This is a genomic window from Acetobacterium carbinolicum, from assembly GCF_047456275.1.
In the GTDB taxonomy this organism is placed as follows: Bacteria; Bacillota; Clostridia; order Eubacteriales; family Eubacteriaceae; genus Acetobacterium; species Acetobacterium carbinolicum.
In genome coordinates this window covers 3281771-3304271 of record NZ_CP173357.1, presented here as the reverse complement: position 1 = coordinate 3304271, position 22501 = coordinate 3281771, and the positions used below count along the sequence as shown (strand labels likewise).

The following is a 22501-nucleotide window of genomic DNA, read 5'->3' as shown; positions in this document are numbered from 1 at the left end:
GGTGTCGACTCACAGATTAATTCTTGCCAAAACGGACTGAACTCACGGAAATACAGCTTTTTCATACTATTTTAAAGGTGAGGGAAAGTGAAACACTATATTAACGACTTCAAAAGTGTCACTCAGGATCACACTGAGGAATAGAAACTAAACCCCGCAAATCAACCCTGAGAATCAACCTTTCGGTTGATTTTCTTTTTTTTGTTTTCCGATAGAATAAAGACAATAACATGACAGGAAAGGAAAAAAAGAAATGAACGCGATTGTATCCGTAAATAAACTAAAAAAAAGCTATAATCAAAAGCAGGTTGTCAAGGAAATATCATTTGAAGTCCAAAAGGGGGAGATTCTGTGTCTGCTGGGGCCCAATGGGGCCGGGAAAAGCACAATCATCAACATACTATGCGGTATTTTGGGCCATGATGGTGGCGAGATGTGCTACCAGGGGAAAAACATTAGCGGTTGTCTGAACCAATTCAAGCGAAATCTCGGGGTCGTGCCCCAGGATCTGGCTATTTATGAGGATCTCAGTGCCGAGCAGAATGTTCGCTTTTTTGCATCCCTTTATGGCTTAAAAGGTCGTGAGCTTGACGAAAAGGTCACTAAAGCGTTGGATTTTTCGGGTCTGTTGGAAAGCCGAAAAGACAAGGCCAAAACTTTTTCCGGCGGGATGAAACGGCGGCTGAATATTGCCTGTGCCATCGCCCATGAGCCGGAGCTGTTGATCATGGACGAGCCGACAGTAGGAATTGATCCCCAGTCCCGGAATCATATCCTTGGTTCCATCAAAAAGTTGAGTCAGCATGGGATGACCATTCTCTATACTACCCATTATATGGAAGAGGTCGAAGAAATCTCCACCCGAATTCTGATTATGGACAGTGGCACGATCATTGCCGAAGGCACCAAGGAAAGTCTGAAAGAGGATATCTTTGATGAACGGCAGTTTATTATGGAAATTGAAGAAGATCATGACTTGAATGTGGATGAATTCTATAAAATTGAAGGCATCAAGAGAGTCGAAAAACAGGCTCAAACGCTGACCATTACGACCCTGAAGAACATTGAGAACCTGGATAAGATCATTGCGCTGGTAATCACCAGCAAAACAAAAATCCGCAATCTGTTCTGCCGAACCGCCAGTCTGGAAAATGTCTTTCTCCGTTTAACCGGAAAAAGTCTAAGAGATTAGGGGGTAAAATAATGACTGCGATCAATTTAAGAAACCTTTATTTAATCAGCCGGGAAGATTTCAAAAACCTGTTTAAAAATCCGATGTGGCTTTTTTACAATCTGGTCTTTCCATTTTTACTGATTGTCGTGCTGGGCTTCCTGCAAAAAGATAGCTACGGCGGGGCGGTCAGTGCCTTTGATTACTATGGTATTACCCTGATGATCTATACGGTTATTTCCAGCGGGATGACCTCGGCCAATGCCTTTATGGAAGTGACGATCCGCAAACCCAACATGCGGATTATTTACGCTCCGGGAAATGAACGATTGATCTATCTGTCCAAGATCTTTTCATCATTTTTATTCTGTTTGCTTTGTCATCTTGCGGTTGCGGTATTGACGTTTACGATTTTTAAGATCCAGGTGGATGCCGTTCCCCAATTGTTAATTCTTTTGGTTTTGACGGAGCTCTTCTCGGTGAGTCTGGGCGTGATGTTTTGCTGTATTTTTAAAACCGAAGCCACAGCAAATCAGATCCTCAGTATTGTTATCAATATCTTTGCCATTCTGGGAGGGCTTTTATTTCCCATGGATGGCTACGGAGCGGTGGTGCGAAGTCTTTCTTATCTGTCACCAGCTAAGTGGTTGGCCAATACCAGTTTTGCGATGATCTATGATCACAATTATGCCTGGTTCTATCCCACGGTAATGGGGCTGGTTGTGGCCACCATTGTCGTTTTCACTATTTGTGCAAAAACATTCAGAAAAGAGGATTGCATATGCTAGCAGTATTTAAAAACAATTGTAACCGACTCTGGGAAGAAAAAATGTATCTGGTGATCTCGTTGATTTTAATGATCGCGGCCATATCAGCCGCGATTCTGCTGACAACCCGCATCGAAACAAAGGGTAATATCGCCCTGGTGGTACCCAATCAGCAGGTATTATCGGAGCACGAGTCGGCCTTGATGGCGAACCCTTATTTTAATGTGACGGTTCTGGACGTGGCACCGACGACTTCAGCATTGGTGCAAAGTCGCTATGATGCCGTCATTACGATCACAGCAGATGGCACCGATGCGATCACCACCATCAAAAATCCGGCTTTCAAAACGATGGTTGAAACAGCGCTTGCGAACCCGACTGGTTTTGTCCCGGACACCAGTCAGGCCCGACAGACCGGAACCAATATTCTGGGTTTTATGATGATGTTTCTGCTCATTCAGGGAGTGCTCTATGCCCGGTTTTTTGCCGAGGACAAGGAAAAGCATCTTATCAGGCGCATTGCCATGTCGCCAATTCCGTTTATTCACTATATCCTCGGGCAGGGGATGTTCATCTTTTTCATGATTGCCGTACCCAGTTTTCTGGTTTTGGGGGCAGCAGCCCTGATCGGGATCGAGATTGGTTTTTCACTGCCACTTTATGCCGGGCTCATTGGCATTCTGGCATTGCTTTCCACGGCCTTTGCGCTATTTCTGAATTCCTTCTTTGATGTCGCCGATACCGCCAACATGTTGGGCTCCGCCATCATCATCCTGACTTCCATCCTGGCCGGTTCTTTTTATTCGCTGTCAAAAGAGGCCACCTTGTTTGACAAATTGCTGCACCTGCTACCACAAAAAGACTTTATCAATTTTGTCAATGCGCTGGAAAAAAGCGACCTCAGTCAGAGCACCTATTACCAACTGGTTTATGTGGTGGTTTTATCGGGAGTCTTTCTGGCCATTGCCATAGTCAACACCCGCAAAGATTATCGTTACAGTTAATCGGTAGCTCTGAAGCGGTCTTGACGGTGGGGTTATTAAAAAGTAAAATGATATATAAGTTGAATTAACATTTATGTAGGGGCGATTATTAACGACCAAGGGGTCAGACCCTCGTCCGCACAGTGCACAATTTCCAGTTCAATTTGCAAAATTCTTTAATCAAACATAGAGCAAGTGATAAATTGCGCGATTATATGGAAAGTAAAAAATGCTTTTGCACTAGCAAGCTAATGACACCATGGAGGTGAAACCCATTGGATTATGCCCAGCCGTTTAGTTCCATCAAACATAAAATGCCGGCACCACGAAAGAATTATCTGATCAGAGCTCAGTTGTTCAGGCAACTCGAACAGTTGTCCGATTACCAGGTGGCCATTGTCAAAGCCGGAGCTGGCTGCGGGAAAACCACCCTGTTGTCAAGCTTTGCTATTGAACGGGAAATTAAAAACCTGAAGTGGGTCACGTTGGATGAACATGCCAATCAGGTCTTTGTGTTCTGGAATTATCTGATTAATGCTCTCAGCGACTTGATGGATGAACAAACCGATTGCCAGAATCTCCTTGACAGCAATATGCAAAAGGAGATGCTTTATCAGATAATCCCATATTTTCTGAGTCGCTTGAAGACCGATGAAGAAATTGTGCTGGTGCTGGATGAGTTTCAAGTCGTGGCGGATCATTTTTTAGTATCTACCATTGACTATTTCATTGAAAATATGCCGGGTCAGCTGAATCTGGTGTTGCTGACCCGAGAAATGCCACCCCTTTATCTGGGCCAACTGGCGATTGAGAACAAACTGTTGTTGATCGAAGAGGACGATATCCGTCTCACTGAAAAAGAAAGTCGGGACTTTCTGGTGGAGACCTTGCAACTTAAAAAAGATGAAGATACGATTTCTGCAATGATTCAACTGTCCGAAGGGTGGATCGGCGGCCTGCAGTTGCTGGCCATTTCTGAAAAATATGGAAGCTTTCCCACCATCGGGAGTATGAAACTGTCGGATCGGGTTTTAAATGATTATATAACCAAAGAGATTTTTGGTTATTTGTCTGAAGATCAACAACAATTTCTTGTCAAAACCGCGATACTCCGCTATTTCAATGGCAACATCTGCAAACTGTACCTGCCGCAAACCCCATTTATCCCGATGATGGAAGCCATCCTGGGGAAAAATCTTTTTGTTATCAATATTGACGAAGTTGCCGGGATCTACCGTTATCACGCCATTCTGGCGGAATACCTGAAAAGCTTGTTTGAAAAACAGGCGGAGGCCACTAAGTACGAACTCCATCAATTGGCCGCAACTATTTATGAAAATCTCGGGGATCATGAAGAATGCCTCCATCATCTGTTTGAAATCAAAGCCTATGAAAAGATCATGGCTTTGATTCTCAAAATGCCGCAGACCGCCTTGACTTTCTCTTATCTGATGAAGGTGCCGATGGCGGAAATTGGCAAAAATCCGGATTTTGCCTATCAGTATTTTTTCTATTATTATGCCAGTGTGGACGAAGAAGCCTGCAAAGAGATTTACACTTTTATTAAAACAAATCTGAAAACCGAGAAGTCTTTTGCGGCCTTCCGGCGATCCAATCTCTTTTACAGCAGTGAGTGGGATTTTCGTGCCGCTGAAATTTTGTCCCTGGAAGAGATCCGGAAGCTGCCGCTTAATCCGATTACGATTGCTTTTCTGCTGATTAAAGAGGCTTATTTTCTGTATGCCAATTCCCAGTTTCACGAGGCCATTGTCTACCTGGAGGTGGCCGAAGAAGTTTATCAGAAAACCGGCAACATCTATATCGGTTTTTTTGTGCGTACGGAAAAGGCACAGATCTATGAAGACCTGGGAGAGTTTAATCGCTGTCAGGAGCTTTATCGGGAAGTTGAAAAAATGATCGGCCAGGTAAAATCCTTGTGCTGTTCTTACTATATTGGCATTGCCGGGGTTTATATCCGTCAGTTGGCTCTGGAACAGGCCTTTGAAATGCTGGAAAACACCCGAAAAATGATGGCTATTCTGCCGACCAACATCCTCCGAGCCTATCAGTATACGCTGGCCGAATATTATTATATCATTGGAGAAGATAATAAGACCGAAAAGTTGCTACTGTCAGTCATTGGTCAGGAAGCCTTTGAAAACAGTTATTTTTCAGCCCGCTTATTGCGCTATCCCATCTATCGGGGGCAGCATCCGGAACTGGCCCGAAAGTTTGTCGAAATCTATGAAAACTCCAAGGATTTCGTGGAGAACATGGACTGTGAGCTGCTTTATATCAGTATTTTGTTTGAACAGGGGAAGCGGGAACAGGCGTTTTGGTTGGTTGAAAACCTGATCGCTAAAGCCCGAAAAATGCAGAATAAGCTAAAAATTGTGGAGGGAGATTTACTAAAACTGCGACTACTGGTTACGACCAATGGCGATCAGCGGGTTATCCAGAATCTCTTTATTGAGGCGGTCTCCTATGCCACCGAAAACTGCATCGCTAATCCTTTCTGGTTTGAATACCAATCGGTGATGGCTGTTTTTAAGGAAGGGCAGACAGTATTTAAGGATGAGTTCTCTAAAGAAGCTTACAGTTTTATCGTCAGGGTGCTGGCAGCTGATCCCAAGTGCGGCCTTTCAGAAAAAACGAAAGGCCCAGCAAAAAAGCAGATCGACGCATTGACTGAGCGGGAAAAAGAAGTGCTGGCGGAACTGGCAGAGGGTTGTACCAATTTACAGATTGCAGAAAAACTGTGTGTATCACTGGCCACTGTTAAAACTCATATCAATAATATTTACGGCAAGCTGGAGGTCAATAACCGGGTGGCGGCAGTGAATAAATCAAAAGCGATTTAAAACTGCGAATTGATAAAAATTCGTAGTTTTAGAAAGCAGACATCAATAAAGCCCAAATATCAGAGATTAAAAACACCCATTGACTAGTTAGTCATTTTATTGTATAATCGCATCAGCAAGCTCAGGAGGCAAAAATGGATAAACGGGAAAGAATATTAAAAGCCGCATTAAAACTTTTCAACCAATATGGCTTCGATAATACCCCCACGGCACGAATTACCAAAGAGGCAGGAGTCGCCACGGGAACATTGTTTAATTATTTTAAAAGCAAGGAAGAACTGATTAATTTTCTTTATTTAACCTGCAAAGAATCCTTGAACCGACGCTTATCCTATGGGCTTGATCAGGAGACCACCTATCGAAGCAAGCTTAAACGGATTTATATAAATTACATCGGTTGGAGCCTTGATCATACCGATGAGTTCCTGTTTTTTCAGCAGTTCTGCAATGCTTCCTGCATCGGCGAAACTACCCGAAAAGAAGGATTAAGTAAGTTCAATAACATTATAGCGTTGGTTTCTGAAGGGATTGAGCAGGAAATTATTAAAAATGTCAATCTGGAATACATGAGCAATCTGCTGATGGGGATTCTCAATGCGAACAGCTATTATTTTATTAATAATCCCAATTTGGTGGCCGAAGACGAGTTTTTAGAAGCCTCGTTTAATTTTTTGTGGGATAGTATTAAAAAGTAATTTTTTTAAGAATGAATGACTAATCAGTCATTTTTCCTGGTGATTTCAGCATTGTAAAGAGTGAATCAAACAAAAATCACTGAGATTAAGAGAGCAATGATTAGCGACGAACACAATAAAATGATCACAAATAAAACGATCACAAATTATTTAATTATAAATAAAATGAATGAAGGAGCTACGAAAATGAAATATCGGATCAACCCTAAAAATGGCGACAAGCTTTCAGCCCTGGGATTTGGCTGTATGCGCTTTGCCAAAGATGAACAAGAAGTGGAAAGGCAGATTATTTATGCCATTGAGCACGGGGTCAATTATTTTGATACCGCTTATATTTATCCCAAAAGCGAAGCAATATTGGGACGGGTGCTGGCAAAGGGCTATCGTGATCGGGTGAAGATTGCAACCAAAATGCCCCCATACTTAGTAAAAAAATATGAAGATTTGGATAAGCTTTTTGAGACCGAACTGGAGCGCTTGCAAACCAATCATATCGATTATTATTTTTTGCATATGCTGACGGATGTTAATATCTGGACACGACTGGTTAATCTGGGCATCCTTAAATGGATTGAGGAAAAGAAACAGGCGGGTCAGATTATTAATATTGGCTTTTCATACCACGGCGGCCGGGACGAATTCAAAAAGCTGATCGATATCTACGACTGGGAATTCTGCATGATCCAGTTTAACTTCCTTGACGAAAACAGGCAAGCAGGCAAAGAAGGGCTTAAATATGCGGCGGCCAAAGGGCTGCCGGTGATGATTATGAAACCTTTAAGAGGCGGGAAACTGGTCACTAATCTGCCCAAGGAGGTTTATAAGGTTTGGGACAAGGCTGATGTGAAGCGATCACCGGCGGAGTGGGCCTTTCGCTGGATCTGGAATCACCCGGAAGTCACGGTGGTTTTATCGGGAATGAATTCTCAGGCAATGGTTGAAGAAAATATCAACGTGGCTTCTCAGGCAGAAGCGAACGCCTTTACCGAGGCCGACTTTGATTTGTTTAACCAGGTTACTGACATCTTAAATCAAAAGATTAAAATCTCCTGTACCGGCTGCAATTATTGTATGCCATGTCCTATGGGGGTTGACATCCCGACCTGTTTTTCAACCTATAATGACCGTGAGATTGAAGGCAAAACAGCGGCACTTAGCAAATATATTATGCAAACCAGTGTAAAAAGCCAGACGAGTAATGCTTCCCGCTGTACGAAATGTGGCAAATGCGAGAGTCATTGCCCCCAGAATATAAAAATCAGAGACGAATTAACGACCGTCACCAAAGCGATGGAAGGTTTTTATTATAAGCCAACCCGATTTTTGATTAAGCGCTTTATGCGACTTTAGACCACCGCCTTACCGAGTAGCTTCCATGGAGGCGGTTGCGATGATATCAATCCCCAGGTCTAAAACATTGGTAATCACGGGTGCACCGCAACAAAGAACTTCTGTTACCACCACCTGATTAATGGCCGCCATGACATCAAAAATATGGTTTTTGGGAATAGCTCGGGCACTTCGCACTGGCAGCACCGGCATTTCGGTAAAGTTGGTCTTCACCGTTGTGCATAAGGTTCGGGTGGGGTTGGTTGCTTCGTTAATGGCAAATTCCTGGCCCCGTTTGCATTTTTGACCAGTGACACTAAATTCAGATTGCTCCTGGGTGATTGTCAAGGTACAGCCATTGGGGCAAAGAAAACAGATCAACTCTTTCATGTTAATTTACCTCCATTTCAAAAGATAGGATTGTGTTTGAAGTAAGGTTAAAATTGGAAAAGTCGACTTCCAGGCGTTCCATTTCCGGCGGCCGCAAATGGGAATAGCTTTTTCTAAAGACTTCTTGTTCATCGACTTTGACAATGACAACACATTTTTTTAAAATCTGTTGACTTCGGAAAAAGACAATGGTTTTCAGATCATCGTTTAGATCCAGTCGTTGGGGCACCAGGTAAGCAAAATTGGTATCTGTCTTCAGGGCAATTTCAGAACGCTGTTTGGGGCGATAGTTAGCTGCGAATGTTCCGGCCAGGTCACCGCTCTCGGAGACAAAGTCGACCAGATCATTGACGTGAAGGGCATTGCCGCAGGAAAAGACACCATCAACCGAGGTCATCAGGGCGGCGTTGCAAATGGGCCCCTTGGTGCGCGGGTCCAGCGCAACCCCCAGACTCTCGGCCAACTCATTTTCGGGAATCAGACCAACAGAAAGAATCAGGCTATCGCAGGCAATTTTTTCACGGGTGCCGCTGATTGGTTGCATGTTTTCGTCGACGGCGCAGACTTCAACAGCGGTCAACCGTTCTTCACCATAAACCCGGGTAACGGTTTTAGAAAGATGCAGGGGAATATCAAAATCATGGAGGCACTGATAAATGTTTCGGGTTAGTCCCGAAGGCGTCGGTTTGGCTTCGTAAACCCCTAATACGGTGGCGCCTTCCAGGGTCAAACGACGGGCCATAATTAAGCCGATATCGCCGCTGCCCAGGATTACACATTTTTTGGTCGGCATCTGGCCTAAAAGATTAATGTAATGCTGGGCCGTTCCGGCCGTGAATATCCCGGCCGGGCGGGTGCCGTGAATGAAGACCTGCCGGGCGGTGCGTTCCCGGCAGCCGGTAGCAAGCACCAGAGATCGGGCCGCGATGGTGATCACGCCGGTTTCATTGACCGCCGTTAGCGTAAAGCCATCAGCTGTTTTTTTAATGCGGCTCACAAAGGTGGTGGTCAGGGCTTCGATTCCAGCTTCTGTAAAGCTTTTAATATCGCGGTCGGCATATTCCGGGCCGGTTAATGCTTCAGAAAAACGGACCAGACCGAAGCCATCATGAATACATTGTTTGAGAATCCCACCCAGACGGGGTTCACGTTCAATGAGTAGGGTTTGGGCACCGGCTCGATGGGCGGCTAAAGCGGCGGAAAGACCTGCTGGTCCGCCGCCGATGACGATCACATCAGTCTGTTTCATTGGGGTGCTCCTTTCGTTTGATGATAGAGGATCACAGAATTTTCGCTGCTTTTTTTTACAGCGGATAGCGGGATATCAAAATGATCGGCAATGATGCGGGCGACCAGGGGACCACAGAAGCCACCCTGGCAACGCCCCATTCCAGGGCGCAACCGTCGTTTGATGCCGTCCAGCGTCGGTACCGTCAGACTGCTGTTAAGGGCATCGATGATTTCGCCTTTGCTGATCTCTTCGCAGCGACATACGATCATCCCATAGTCGGGGTTTTCACGAATTAAGGCATTTCGCGTTGAATCCTCCAGGGTATTAAGCCGTGGAGGAGCAATCCGAAGCGGATTAAAATCCGGATTCACCACCACCTTCATCGACTGACCAAGCATCTGGATACACCAACCGGCAATCTCCTTAGCGATGGCAGGGGCCGCGGTGACACCGGGGGATTGAATCCCGCCGGCATGAATGATGTTGTCGGTAAAGAGGCCTTTGCGCACGACAAAGTCTTCTTCATAGGTGGCCGCCCGAACTCCGGTAAAGTAGGCGATCACATCACTGGATTTAAGCTCCGTGGCAATTTGCTTTTGCATCTCCAGAATGCTGTTAACCTCATTACCATGGGTTGCGGTATCTTCCCGGTCGGGGGTTTCAATGGCATTGGGGCCAATTAACATATTGCCATGGATTGAGTGAATCAGTCCAACCCCTTTGGTATGGCTTTTACCGGTAAACCCGTTAATCATCCGCTTAATGGGATTTTTGGGTAAGGCAGAGAGCTGGTGCGGCAGGATCGCAAACGGGGAGATGCCCATGCTGGACCGAACCATATAGCCGGATTTCTTGTCGGTAATGATGTCAGTTCCACGGCGGGGATGGATGGTAAAGGTACGGTCACCGCCCATCTCAGCAATTTCATCGGCATAGACGCCAGCCGCATTGATAACGATCTGCGGATAAAGGCGGCCCTTGTTGGTATCCACATGGATAATCTGACGATTGCTTGTTTCCATACTGGTAACCTGGGTATTCAGGCTGATTCGGGCTTTGTTGGCAACGGCATTTTCAGCCAGAGCAATGGTCATTTCATAAGGACTGGTAATACCGCCAGTGGGCATGTACATTCCGCCGATCACAAAGTCCGGCAGGTGGGGTTCATGCTGCCGAAGGGCATCCCGTTTTAAATAGGTCACCCCGGAAATTCCCATGGCCTTTGCCTTTAATTTAAGAATCCAGACTAATATACGTTCCCAGTTTTTCACGCAAAGCATGACCTGACCCTTTTGCTCAAAGGGCACCGACAGTTGCTTAGAAAGCGCTGGATAGATCTGGTTTCCGCGGAGATTATAGCGGTGCTTCTGAGATTTTTTAGAAAAATTGACACCTACATGAACAACGCCGCCGTTGGCTCCGGTGGCACCGAGGGCGACATCGGCTTTTCTCTCTACCAGTAATATATCCAGCTGGTAGCGGGATAGTTCCCGGGCGATGGCGCAGCCCACGATTCCGCCTCCAATGATCAGCACATCCGGCTTTTCGCCATTTAAACTTTGATCCTGAACTGCGGGAAGCGGTTTATTTTGTTCAAATCCGTTCAGACGGATGTCATTGATAACACCCAAATAGTTTTTTTTATCCACGGCCAGCTGACCAGCCTTGACGACAGTGTCCCAGTCATCAACGACCCCTCTTAGCACAATACAGCCCCGTTCTTCGGAAACTGTGATCCGGGGGGAGAGAGCTCTAATCTGCTTGCAGATTTTATTAAAATGGCGCATTTTTGTGACTCCTTTGCTTAACATGGTTGGTTTTGTGGTAGCGATCATCTGCTTTGGTAGAGCGCTTCCAGAATTAACCGGGCACTTTTTTCGGCGGCCCGGCACCGTGCGTGGGCTTCGTCAGGGGTGGCACCGCAAACCACCATGCCATGATTTTCCATCATACAGGCCCGGTTGTCTTTGATCGCCTTGACAACATTTACCGACAGTTGTTTGGAAGTGGGGAAGGCATATTCGGCTAGTTCCACATCGCCGCCCAGGCATTCGGTCAGTTCCGGGTTGGGGGGCACTATTTTTTGGTGGGCGGCGGCAAAAACGCTGCCATAAACGGGATGGGTGTGGATGACGCAGTGGACATCCGGATGGCTGGCATAAAGGGCCGCATGAAGGGCCTTTTCACCGGTCGGTTTGAGCTTTCCTTCGTATTTTAAGGTGTTCATTTCAACCCGTACCATGTCATAAGGTGTGAGCGTTAAATAGTCCATCCCGGAGGGTGTGCACAGCATGTACTGTTGATCCAGTCGAATGGAGATATTACCCCAGGTGCCCTGAACCAGGTTTTCCCGGGAAAGCGACTGTCCCAGATCAACCAGTTGATTGCGCAGGGTCAGCTCATGATTTGATAGGCTTCGCGAAAGATCAGAAGGCGTCTGATGAGAAAGCGATCCCGAAATTTTTGAATAGGAGAGCGCATAGCCCAGATGCATGATCTGCGCCTCAAGCGGTTTTAATGTTTTGGCACCACCTAACATAATGGCCTGCAAATGAACCTGAGCCGCTTTTTCCATCAATAAGGTGACGATCAAGGCTTCATTAAGATTTTTCCCCACGGCGATAGCACCCTGCTCGTCGGGATCATTGCTTTTTATCAGACAACAGCGATTTTTCTTTAAAATACGGTTTATTTTTTTATATTCATCTAAGGCACAAGTTTTCATAGTCAGACCAATAATTTGAGCCATATCATCCAGAGCAGCAGGAATATCCTGCCCCATTTTGGCCGCCAGTGAACAAAATCGTGAATGGGTTAGAATAACGGCGTTTTTTTTGCGGTCGGCAAGAAAAATTGAATAAGCCAGTTGATTAGCGGTGCGTAATTCTTCCTGATTGATTAGGCTGAAATGGTGATCGTCGCAATCATGTGAATGAGTAACGGGTACCGTCGCCAAAAAGGTATCGTCTGAAAGTCGCAGGGCCAGAAAGGCGTTGCTTAGCTCAATGTTGGCTGATTTTAATTGGCTGAGGCAGAGATTAAGAGCCTTTCGGGCATTTTTTTCGTTACTCATTGAGAGCCGCTCTTATTTTCTCTTGCAGGATCAGCACCTCACTGTCGATGTTCCAAACCCCAAGCCGCACAATTAAAAACGGTAGTCGCCAGGGCGCAATTTCTGCATCGGTCATTCCGGTTATTTTTTGATATTCGCTTAGATATCGTTTACAAAGAAGTTTTCGGACCGTTTCCAGAGCCATTGCCACCGCCTTGTTAAGACCAGGAATCATTTCACCTTCGTTTAAGAGATAGAGGGTAGCCGCTACATCTGCCGCCGGGACGCCACGAGCAGCGGTCATCCAGTCGATGATCGTTGCAGACTGACGATCTGACATAATATTGTCCGGATGATAATCAAGATGCAAGATGGCATTTCCATCAGGGAGTTTCGAAAGCTTTACTAAGATGTTGTCTTTTTCCGTTTCGGTTAAGAAAGAAAGGGGTTGGGAATCGAGGGTGGTGATAACCATCTCATTGTAACTACGGATAATATTGGTTTGGGTATTGTGCAATTGAGTCTGCAATTTTACCATCAGTTTAGGGACTCCAAAAGCAGTGGTGGGATAGGATCCCGCGAGGCTAATTAAGGGTTGACCACGAACACTTTCAATGATCATCCCGGTTCGGTTTTTTATTTGAATCAACCCATAACATTTTACCTTGGTGACACCTTTTTCATAGGCTTCGATGGTATTTATTTTTTCGTTTTCAATGAGGAATGGATCGACTTCGGGGTTAAAAAGCTTTAATAACCGGGAACCTTCCCAGGCATAGATCTCAGAAGATCGGCTGGTGAACAAGGGGGAATCAAGTCGCTCTGGGGGATAGTTGGCAACACGCATAGCTTCGCTCTCCTTTAAAGGATTATAAAACACCTTAAATATCACAAATGTGAATGCTGAAGTGTTTTATTAATTCTCATTATATCTTTCTAGAATAAGGAATGTCAATGAAGGTGGAACAAGAAGCACAAATGTGAATTCTTGACAAATTACAGGTGAGGCGATATTATAGGAACAACGCAGCACGGATATTGAATAAGAGGAAGAGGTAACAAATGAAACTAAACGATGATCAGTTGCTCATTTTGCGTATCGCAAAATACTATTATCTTGATGGCTTGAGTCAACAGGAAATAGCGCAAAAAGAAAACATTCACCGTTCTCAAATTTCACGTATCCTTAAACTGGCACGCGAGCTGGGATATGTTAAAATTCGGGTCAGCACCCCGGAAAGCTGTACGGCTGATGGATTAGGCAGCCAGATCCGCGAAATGTTAGGGCTAAAGGATGTTTTTGTAGCACCTTCGTTATCGAAACAGCCGGATCAATCCGAGGCGTTATACTTTTTTGCGGCGCGTCAACTTGAAGAGATCCTGCCGGAGTGTAAAAATATCGGCATTGGCTTAGGCAAAACGCTGTACCATGTGGCGGCTCAACTGACAAAAAAACGGGTGGATAAACCGCTTAATTTTTTCTCGGTGGTGGGATCATCCGGCACCAATAATCCCTATTTACAGCCCAGCGTCATTTTGGATAACTTCGCCAGGCAGTTTGGTGGCAGCTGTCATTACAACACCTTTACCATTTGTCAAAAGCGAAGTATGATGTCATCATACGATTTGAAACGCTTTGACGAACTGAAACAGGCTTATGAAAAACTGGATACGGTTGTTTTATCGATTGCCGGCCCGATGAATATTAGTTATCCATATTTTGACGAATTTTCATTGTTCCGAAAAAAATTTGACATTACTCAGGCTTTATTTAGATCTCACGCCAATCTTTTAGGACATGTCATGTACGAAAACCATGAATCACTCCAATTACCGGAGGATTATTTTATGACAAGCATGGATTTATCAGTACTGGAACAAACCAAGAATGTCATCTGCATTGCCCATGGCAAGGAGAAGCTAGATCCGATTATCAGTGCCGCCAGACAGCATTATATCAAGGTTCTGATCACCGATGAGGCGACGGCCCAAGCGCTCATTCAGAAATTGCATTAAGACTGAGATGATGATATAGTCACATAATGGACTTAAGATAACTAAGGAGAATTGATTATGAAAGTAGCCGTCTATAAAATAAATGCCTTTGCTAAAACAAAAGAAGGTGGCAATGCAGCCGGTGTTGTGAAAAATGCCGAAACGTTATCGGAAAAGGAAATGAGAAAAATTGCTGCAATGCTGGGATTTAGCGAAACCGCTTTTATATTGGGATCAGACGTAGCAGACTTTAAAGTGCGATTTTTTACGCCAAATGAAGAGGTTGATTTATGCGGTCATGCAACGATTGCCACCTTCTATACCATGGCAAGTCTGGGATTGTTAAAACCAGGCAGGTATAAACAGGAGACCAAAGCCGGAATCCTGGGCATCGAAATTAAAGAAGATAAAACTGTTATGATGAATCAGCCGATTCCCGTGTTTTCTGAGATTATTGAGAAAGATGAACTTGCTGATTCGTTGAATATTTTTGCTTCACAAATGCCAGAGGATTTGTCAGCCCAAGTCGTATCAACAGGACTTCGGGATATTATGGTCCCCGTAAAAAGTCTTAAGATTTTAGATGCGATAAAACCGGATATGGAAAAAATTAAGGCAATTAGCCAAAAATACAATGCCGTTGGGTATCATGTTTTTACTATGGAAACCTTATATGGCGCTTACGCCAGTTGCAGAAACTTTGCTCCGCTTTATGATATTCCAGAAGAATCAGCAACCGGAACCTCAAATGGTGCACTTGGGTGCTACCTGTATCATTATGGAAAAATAAACAACGAGCAGGCATCGAACATTGTGTTTGAGCAAGGATATTCGATGAAAAAACCATCTGAAATACTGGTCTCGTTAACCGTTAAGAATAAGGAAATTCTCGAAGTTAAGGTGGGCGGGAGTGCAAAAAATTTAACTTTATCAGAAGTTGAGATATAAAAACATAACTAAGGGTATCTTTTATTTGTTCATGGCATGTGGAGACGGTTGTATTGATAGCACATAGATAACCCGTAGTTATACGGTTTTTATATACTTAACGCATTCTAAAACACCTGCTTTTATTTCTTCAAGTACACCAAAACCATTACCTAAATCAAGGTTTTCATTTAGCGGTGTTTTGATAATGTAGTCTACTTGGTTAGGATTATTATTTAGTGCGTAAGGTATTGTCTTGGCTCTTAGTTTTTCGTAATACGCACATTGTATTTTACGGTTATAGCCTGATACCCACACCTCAAAGCGAAAATCCTTGTGAATGAAAATGACCTGAATTTTCAAACCGCTCGCTCTCAATTCGTCATCGCTAAGCTGAAAATAGGCAAAATCCATATTATTTTCAACAATATGACCGGAAAAATCATACTCCGGTAGGGCTTTCTTAAGCTCAGTGCGCAAAAATCGAAAAAGCTTTATAAATTCCTGATATCCTTTTTGTAAATCAGTGGTTTTGATAAGTTCTTTATACTCACTGAGGTAATTTCTATTAAATTTCATCACCAATACCTCCAATTATTCGATAGTGAATTAGGTTGATTAAGGGATCAGTGGGATCGATCCCCAGTTTATAAAAAGATTAAAATGTTCTTAATTACGGCCCTGAATAATCCAATGTCGCATTGTGATCAGTCGATTCACGTTTGACCTGATTCCAATCGGGAGCAACAAGGTGTTTTTAAACTTTGCATGATTAGTTTTAAACTATTATACTTCATTAAATGATAGAATTTCAACATTAAAGTTGAGTAATGATGAGAAGAAATCAAGGCATTGCCTGGGAAAGCACACAGTAAACCGCGGTATTATGATTGAACGTCGTCACAACGGGGTAGTAACAATGTATGATCAATAAAATGAGGAGGCCGAAATGGATAAAAATTTAAAGCCCCGGGTGATTGTCAGTAAATGTATCGGTTTTGATGCCTGTCGTTATAACGGGCAGACTCTTCCGGATAAGTTTGTTGAAAAACTCAAAGACTATGTGGAGTATTACCCGGTCTGTGCAGAGGTGGAAATTGGCTTGGGGGTTCCCCGAAATCCGATTCGGCTGGTGTTAGAAGAGGGCGAGACGGTTTTATATCAGCCCGCTACCGATACCGAATATACCCAGGAGATGATTGATTTCTGTGCGGCTTGCTTTGATAAGATTCCGGAAGTGGATGGTTTTATCTTAAAAGGGCGATCGCCTTCCTGTGGTACCAAGGATGTTAAGGTCTATCTGGGCAAAACCAAGGTCGCCGGTTCGGTTAAAGGACAGGGCATCTTTGCGGCCCAGGCCTTTAAACACTATCCTCATGGGGCCATTGAAGAAGAGGGGCGCTTGACAAATTTCAGAATACGGGAGCATTTTCTGACGAAATTGTATACCATGTGCAGCTTTCGTCAGGTGCAAAAAATCGGAACCATGGCGGCTTTGGTTGAATTTCAGGCCAATAATAAATATTTACTGATGGCTTATAGTCAAAAAGAGCAAAAAGTGTTAGGGCGGATTGTGGCAAACCACGAAAAATTAGCGACGAATCTGGTGATTGGCAGTTATAAAGAGGGCTTAGCCAGAGCCTTTTTTAGGATTCCCCGGTATCGGAATTACATCAATGTGATGATGCACATCTTTGGCTATTTTTCGGACTCCCTTTCAAGCGGCGAAAAGACCTTTATTCTGGACAGTTTTGACAAATACCGTAGCGGTAAAATTCCTTTAAGTGTTCCCCTTAATGTGCTTAAAACTTATGTAATTCGCTATAATGACGGTTATCTGCTGGATCAGACCATTTGGGCGCCCTTTCCGGAAGAACTGATGGATATCACTGATTCTGGAAAAATGGAGGACCTGGTAGGCCCTTGACCAGCCGGACGATATGAAACGTCCCCGCGTCATGGAAGGACGCGTAAAAAAGGAGAAAAAAATGATGATAAGCGAAAAACAAGGTAAAACCATGAGAAAGATATTTTTAGTTAGTCTGATTTTTGCATTGATCGCCATTTTAATGCCGGCCTCTGTTTTTGGTGCTGGTTCAGATGAGGCATCAGCGCTTGGGGTGGCTTATCGTGGGCATGTAGAAGATTATGGGGACTATCCCACGGACGGAAGCTGGGTGAGTGAAGCAAAAAATCTGGGGACCACCGGTGAAGGCAAACGGATTGAAGGGTTTTGGATCAAGCTGGTCGGAACCGATCAATTGCCCGCCGGTGCCAGTATTCGATACAATGTCCATGTGCAAAACCAGGGCTGGCTTTCAGACACCGGTTTAGACACCGCTATCAATTGGATTGGAGACGGCGGCTTTGCTGGATCACAGGGAAAAGGCCAACGGGTTGAAGCCATTCAAATTATCCTGGTGGGCGAAGATGGTAAGCAATTACCCAGTTATACGGTCAGTTACAGTGTTCACGGACAGGATTATGGGTGGTCCCAAGGTTGGAAAAAAGATGGCGAAATTGCCGGGGTCACGGGTCAGTCAAAACGGTTGGAATCGATTCGCATTAAAATTGAACGTGAAGGTGCGTCGACCGGAACACCAGTTGATGAGCATGGCAAATTATCAGTGGTCGGAACACAGCTCACCGACGAAAGCGGTCTTCCTTTTCAGATAAAAGGGGTTTCAACCCATGGTCTTTCCTGGTTTCCGGAATATGTTAATGCCGATGCCTTCCAAACCATGCGCGACGATTGGGGCATTAATGCAGTTCGACTGGCCATGTATACCGAAGGCTACAATGGCTATTGTGTGGGGGATGACAATAATCGGGCGCTGCTAAAAGAACGGGTGATCAATGGCGTTAATCTGGCGACGGATTTAGGCTTATACGTAATCATCGATTGGCATATTCTCAGTGACGGAAATCCGCTAACCCATCAGGCTGAGGCGATCACTTTTTTTAACGAGATGGCAGCGCAGTTTGAAAATCATAATAACGTAATCTATGAAATCTGCAATGAACCAAATGGCGGAACTACATGGAATCAGATTAAAGGTTATGCTGAAACGGTGATTCCGGTGATCAAGTCGCATAATCAGGATGCAATTGTGATTGTCGGTACGCCAACCTGGTCCCAGGATGTGGATCAGGCTGCTGGCAATCCTATTTTGGGCTATTCCAATCTGATGTACGCCCTCCATTTTTATGCAGACACCCATCGGGACAGTCTTCGCAATAAGATGAGTGCCGCTATTGACAAGGGACTCCCCATCTTTGTCAGCGAATACGGTATTTGTGATTCCTCGGGAAGTGGCCCAATCAACGAAGGTGAAGCCAATCTGTGGATGGATCGATTAAACCAGTATGGTGTTAGTCATATCGCCTGGAATTTATCTAATAAAAACGAAACCTCGGCACTGATCCGCAGCGATATCAATAAAACTGGCAGTTGGCTGGAATCTGAACTTTCGATCTCAGGACAATGGCTGGTAAAAATGCTCGGAAAAACGCAATAAAAGCAGTTAACGGAATCAAAAAAGAGAGAGCTCACTCTCGTGAGGTCTCTCCTAAGCTTCCGGTTATTCAGATGTGATTATTTTACCACGTTGCCAACCAAAACCATAAGCTCTTCAAATAGATCTGGCTCCCAGGCGCTGCGGCCAATGAATAAGCCATCGACATTTTCAAGACGGGCATAGTCGCTGGCATTGTTTTTATTGACGCTACCGCCAAATAGAAGCGGAATCTCTTGACCGATGGTGCCGTACAGGTCAATCAGAACGGTTCTTAAGAAATTATGGATTTCTTCAACATAGGACGTTTCCGCCGGGATCCCATTGACACCAATGGCCCAGACCGGTTCATAAGCAATCCAGAAATTAGAAATAGCATTAGCGGGCATATCCTTTAAGGCGATTTTTAATTGTTTAGCCAGCATTTCCTTAGATACCCCATAGTTTTTATCTGCCAGCTGTTCGCCAATGCAAATCAGTGGGATGAAGCCGTGTTTTAATGCGGCCAGGGCTTTCTGGTTGACGGCTTCATCGGTTTCGTTGAAATATTGTCGCCGTTCACTATGACCCAGCTCAATCACATCCAAACCGATTTCTTTTAGCATCACCGGGGAAATCTCGCCCGTGAATTGGCCAAAGTCTTCTTGATGCATGTTTTGGGCGCCCAGCTTCAGGGGGCTTTTTTGGGCATCAATAGTCTCTTTAATTTTCCAGAGGTGGGTATAGGAAGGGATGATAAAAAACTCAAACTGTGGATACTTCTCAATGATTGGCATTAGATCATTGGTGTATTGAATGCTTTCAGTCAGGGTTTTGTTCATCTTCCAATTCGTTCCCAACAAAAACTTATTCATAAGTGACCTACTTCAGATAAGTTTTTTCAAGGCTACGCATCGTTTCAACTTTTTTAGTCGATCCGCCGCCCTGAAAATCACTTTTAAGCCATGCCTCGGCTACCATTTTAGCCAGCTCGGTGCCAATTACCCGGGCCCCCATCGTTAACACGTTGGCATCGTTGCTTTTAGCCAGTCGTTCGGCTGAATAAACATCGTGGCAGGTACCGGCAAAAACTCCGGGTACCTTATTGGCCATCATGGCAACGCCAAGTCCGGTGCCGCAAAAGATAAAACCCCGGTCATATTCCTTGTTTTTAATTGTTTCGGCCAGGTTAAAGGCAATTTCCGGATAATCGCAATCGTGGGTTGCAGAATACGTCAAATCAGTGATGTCGTAACCGGCTTTCTTTAAATAATTATAAATCTCGTCTTTAAAGTCAATGGCAGCATCGTCACAGTCAACAGCAATTTTCATGGCATGATCCTCCTGGATATTTAATTTTGGATATTTATTTTTAATTGTGTAAAAATAAGTTTTTTTAAGGTATTCTGGTAATGTATACGGTATCATTATTACACAGGTTTTCGGGTTTGTAAAGTATATATTCATCCGCTCCACGAAGAAATTAAGTAAAAATAGTTTGGAGAGATGTTGCCATGAGAGATAAACACAATGAGGAGAGGTTATGGAAAAAGCGCAAAGAATTATTATCAAGAATAAAAATGGTCTTCATACTCGAGTGGCTGCCATGGTCGCCAGACAGTCTCAAAAAATCGAAAAGATCTGGGACTGTCAGTTATATCTGAGACGGGTTAATGCGATTGATGGCGTGCCATGTAATTCGGTATTGCCTTTGGTATCCCTGAAAGTAAAGAACGGTGAAATGGTTGAAGTTTATAGTTCGAGTTCGGGAAGTGAGGAGGCTGTTTTTAAACTGGGGTCTTTTTTAAGCCAGACGGCGGAGTTGGAAGTGCCGGATACGGAAGCCATTGACAGCATCCTGCAGGAGAATACCCTGGCCAGTGAGAAGATTTTTGAGAGCATTAATAATGGTCTTATCGCCATGGACAGCAACGGGATCATTAACATCTTCAACCGCGCAGCAGAAGAAATTACTGGCATCAAAGCCGCGGATATTATTGGGAAAAAGGCCGATGAATGGGTGCCAGATTTTAATTTGAACAATTTACTCGCTTCAAAAAGAGAAAATCTTGGTTTAAAACATAAAATTGGTAAAAAGTGGGTAATCACAAATAAGAGTCCTATTATTGTGGATGACGAGGTCATGGGTGGCGTTGTCGTTTTTCAGGACATCTCCCAGATTGAAGAGTTATCCTGGGAGCTTCATTCTGTTAAAGAATTAAAAGAAAAGCTCAATAATATCCTTGAAACCGTGGATGATGGGATCTGCATGATTAATCATCTTCGCGAAGTGACTTATGTCAATCATCCCTTTGTGAAGATGTTTAGAAAAGAAGGAACCCAGGTTTTATCCCGGAAAATACAGGATCTGTTTCCCAAAGAAAAATTCGGCGAGACTTTTTTTTCAGGGAAGGGCGAGCTGATTATCACCAATAAAGACAACCGCGAATTTATTATGACCGCCCGGCCAATTATTATTGAGAACAAGTTTCGTGGCAATGTGATTGTGGCCAGAGAGCTGACTGAGATTGCCAAGCTGGCTGACCGAATTGAGCTACTCTCTGAAAAAACCCGATTTCTTCAGGATGAACTGGCCAAAAAAGAAGCATTGAATTCTTCTTTTAACAATATTATTGGCAAAAGTGGGGCCTTGATTGAAAGCTTGACGGTGGCATCTAAGGCGGCTAGAACCGATGCAGCGGTACTGATTCGAGGGGAAAGCGGCACCGGCAAAGAACTGGTGGCCCGGGCTATTCACCGGGCGGGGTCTCGAAGCAAAAAGCCCTTTGTGGGGATGAATTGCGCTGCTATCCCCTCAAACTTACTGGAAAGTGAACTCTTTGGTTATGAAAAAGGAGCCTTTACCGGTGCTTACAAGGAAAAAAGAGGGAAATTTGAAATTGCCAGCGGCGGAACTATTTTTCTTGATGAAATCGGCGACATGGACAAAGCGATGCAGGCCAAACTGCTGCGGGTGCTCCAGGAACAGGAGATTGAACGTATCGGTGGGGCCCATCCGATAAAAATTGATGTGCGGGTGATTGCCGCGACCAACAGTCCATTAGAAGAGATGATGAAAGAGGGCAGTTTCCGGCGGGATCTTTATTACCGGCTAAATGTCATTACCGTGATGCTGCCGCCACTACGCCAGCGTAAAGGCGATATTCCTTTGCTGGTGGAATGCTTTACCGAAAAAATCAGTAAAAAATATGATTTGCCTAATTGTGCCATTACCAAAACGGCTTTAAGCGCTTTGGAACAGTATCATTTTCCGGGAAATGTTCGGGAATTAGAAAATATGATAGAGGGTGGAATGACCCTGTCAAATACGGATTGGATTACCCTGGATGATTTGCCGGGTTATTTATGCGATGAAATGGGTTCGGTGGCGGCACTAAAAACCATACAATCATGGGATGGGGATAATCTCCCCACATTTGCCGAGATGGAGCGGGAGTTGATTGCCAGAGCCCTGGAGAAACACGGCAGTTATCGTCAGGCTGGTTTGGCATTGGGACTGGATCATAAGACCATTTCAGCCAAAGTCCGGAAATATCAACTCGATTAGTCTTTAGCGTCTTGACAGTTGGCACGAATATTGCGATC

The 22501-nt window shown here is 44.4% G+C and carries 19 protein-coding genes; 11 read left to right on the top strand and 8 right to left on the bottom strand.

The window, feature by feature from the left end:
• Positions 1–253 precede the first annotated feature (253 nt).
• The 6 genes from ACIZ62_RS15375 (at position 254) to ACIZ62_RS15350 (ending at position 7827) form a co-directional block, all read left to right on the top strand.
• Positions 254–1192, top strand: a complete 939-nt coding sequence (locus ACIZ62_RS15375) for an ABC transporter ATP-binding protein (RefSeq protein ID WP_414150546.1) — start codon at positions 254–256, stop codon at positions 1190–1192.
• An 11-nt stretch (positions 1193–1203) separates the two neighbouring features.
• A complete protein-coding gene (locus ACIZ62_RS15370; protein WP_414150545.1) occupies positions 1204–1959 on the top strand; it encodes an ABC transporter permease in 756 nt (251 codons plus the stop codon).
• Complete coding sequence (locus ACIZ62_RS15365; protein WP_111889089.1) at positions 1953–2942, top strand: ABC transporter permease; 990 nt, start codon at positions 1953–1955, stop codon at positions 2940–2942. The genes ACIZ62_RS15370 and ACIZ62_RS15365 overlap by 7 nt, the downstream gene beginning before the upstream one ends.
• Before the next feature lie 254 nt (positions 2943–3196).
• Positions 3197–5782: a LuxR C-terminal-related transcriptional regulator gene (locus ACIZ62_RS15360; RefSeq protein WP_414150544.1), complete on the top strand. Its 2586-nt coding sequence runs from the start codon at positions 3197–3199 to the stop codon at positions 5780–5782.
• A gap of 134 nt (positions 5783–5916) precedes the next feature.
• On the top strand, positions 5917–6477 hold the full coding sequence (locus ACIZ62_RS15355; RefSeq protein WP_414150543.1) for a TetR/AcrR family transcriptional regulator: 561 nt from the start codon (positions 5917–5919) through the stop codon (positions 6475–6477).
• Between the two features lie 186 nt (positions 6478–6663).
• The gene (locus ACIZ62_RS15350; protein WP_414150542.1) at positions 6664–7827 is read left to right on the top strand and encodes an aldo/keto reductase; all 1164 of its coding nucleotides are present in this window, start codon (positions 6664–6666) and stop codon (positions 7825–7827) included.
• Between the two features lie 9 nt (positions 7828–7836).
• Here ACIZ62_RS15350 and ACIZ62_RS15345 read toward each other — a convergent pair whose 3' ends face one another.
• From ACIZ62_RS15345 to ACIZ62_RS15325, 5 genes are read right to left on the bottom strand one after another with little or no spacing between them, the layout of a single operon-like run.
• On the bottom strand, positions 7837–8196 hold the full coding sequence (locus ACIZ62_RS15345; protein WP_414150541.1) for a DUF1667 domain-containing protein: 360 nt from the start codon (positions 8194–8196) through the stop codon (positions 7837–7839).
• Between the two features lies 1 nt (position 8197).
• On the bottom strand, positions 8198–9445 hold the full coding sequence (locus ACIZ62_RS15340; RefSeq protein ID WP_414150540.1) for an NAD(P)/FAD-dependent oxidoreductase: 1248 nt from the start codon (positions 9443–9445) through the stop codon (positions 8198–8200).
• Complete coding sequence (locus ACIZ62_RS15335; RefSeq protein ID WP_414150539.1) at positions 9442–11214, bottom strand: NAD(P)/FAD-dependent oxidoreductase; 1773 nt, start codon at positions 11212–11214, stop codon at positions 9442–9444. The genes ACIZ62_RS15340 and ACIZ62_RS15335 overlap by 4 nt, the downstream gene beginning before the upstream one ends.
• Before the next feature lie 44 nt (positions 11215–11258).
• Positions 11259–12500 carry a class II aldolase/adducin family protein gene (locus ACIZ62_RS15330; protein ID WP_414150538.1) on the bottom strand — a complete coding sequence of 414 codons (1242 nt, stop codon included), beginning with the start codon at positions 12498–12500 and terminating at the stop codon, positions 11259–11261.
• Positions 12493–13326, bottom strand: coding sequence for a phosphotransferase (locus ACIZ62_RS15325; protein WP_414150537.1), 834 nt, complete (start codon positions 13324–13326; stop codon positions 12493–12495). Before ACIZ62_RS15325 ends, ACIZ62_RS15330 begins: the two co-directional genes overlap by 8 nt.
• 215 nt (positions 13327–13541) lie before the next feature.
• On the opposite strand from ACIZ62_RS15325, the gene ACIZ62_RS15320 reads away from it, so the two are divergent.
• Entirely contained in the window at positions 13542–14495 is a 954-nt protein-coding gene (locus ACIZ62_RS15320; RefSeq protein ID WP_414150536.1) for a sugar-binding transcriptional regulator, read from the top strand.
• A gap of 57 nt (positions 14496–14552) precedes the next feature.
• Positions 14553–15422: a PhzF family phenazine biosynthesis protein gene (locus ACIZ62_RS15315; protein ID WP_414150535.1), complete on the top strand. Its 870-nt coding sequence runs from the start codon at positions 14553–14555 to the stop codon at positions 15420–15422.
• A gap of 78 nt (positions 15423–15500) precedes the next feature.
• Here the strand turns inward: ACIZ62_RS15315 and ACIZ62_RS15310 are convergent, their stop codons facing one another.
• On the bottom strand, positions 15501–15980 hold the full coding sequence (locus ACIZ62_RS15310; protein ID WP_111889100.1) for a DUF7000 family protein: 480 nt from the start codon (positions 15978–15980) through the stop codon (positions 15501–15503).
• A 370-nt stretch (positions 15981–16350) separates the two neighbouring features.
• Between ACIZ62_RS15310 and ACIZ62_RS15305 the strand changes: the two genes are divergently transcribed.
• Both ACIZ62_RS15305 and ACIZ62_RS15300 read left to right on the top strand, forming a co-directional pair.
• On the top strand, positions 16351–17328 hold the full coding sequence (locus ACIZ62_RS15305) for a YbgA family protein (protein WP_414150534.1): 978 nt from the start codon (positions 16351–16353) through the stop codon (positions 17326–17328).
• Between the two features lie 61 nt (positions 17329–17389).
• Complete coding sequence (locus ACIZ62_RS15300) at positions 17390–18919, top strand: cellulase family glycosylhydrolase (protein WP_414150533.1); 1530 nt, start codon at positions 17390–17392, stop codon at positions 18917–18919.
• A gap of 77 nt (positions 18920–18996) precedes the next feature.
• On the opposite strand, the gene ACIZ62_RS15295 is transcribed toward ACIZ62_RS15300, so the two are convergent.
• Together ACIZ62_RS15295 and ACIZ62_RS15290 are read right to left on the bottom strand one after the other, a co-directional pair.
• Entirely contained in the window at positions 18997–19770 is a 774-nt protein-coding gene (locus ACIZ62_RS15295; RefSeq protein WP_414150532.1) for a triose-phosphate isomerase, read from the bottom strand.
• A 7-nt stretch (positions 19771–19777) separates the two neighbouring features.
• Entirely contained in the window at positions 19778–20227 is a 450-nt protein-coding gene (locus ACIZ62_RS15290; protein WP_111889107.1) for an RpiB/LacA/LacB family sugar-phosphate isomerase, read from the bottom strand.
• A 211-nt stretch (positions 20228–20438) separates the two neighbouring features.
• Between ACIZ62_RS15290 and ACIZ62_RS15285 the strand changes: the two genes are divergently transcribed.
• Complete coding sequence (locus ACIZ62_RS15285; RefSeq protein ID WP_414150531.1) at positions 20439–22463, top strand: sigma 54-interacting transcriptional regulator; 2025 nt, start codon at positions 20439–20441, stop codon at positions 22461–22463.
• Positions 22464–22501 lie beyond the last annotated feature (38 nt).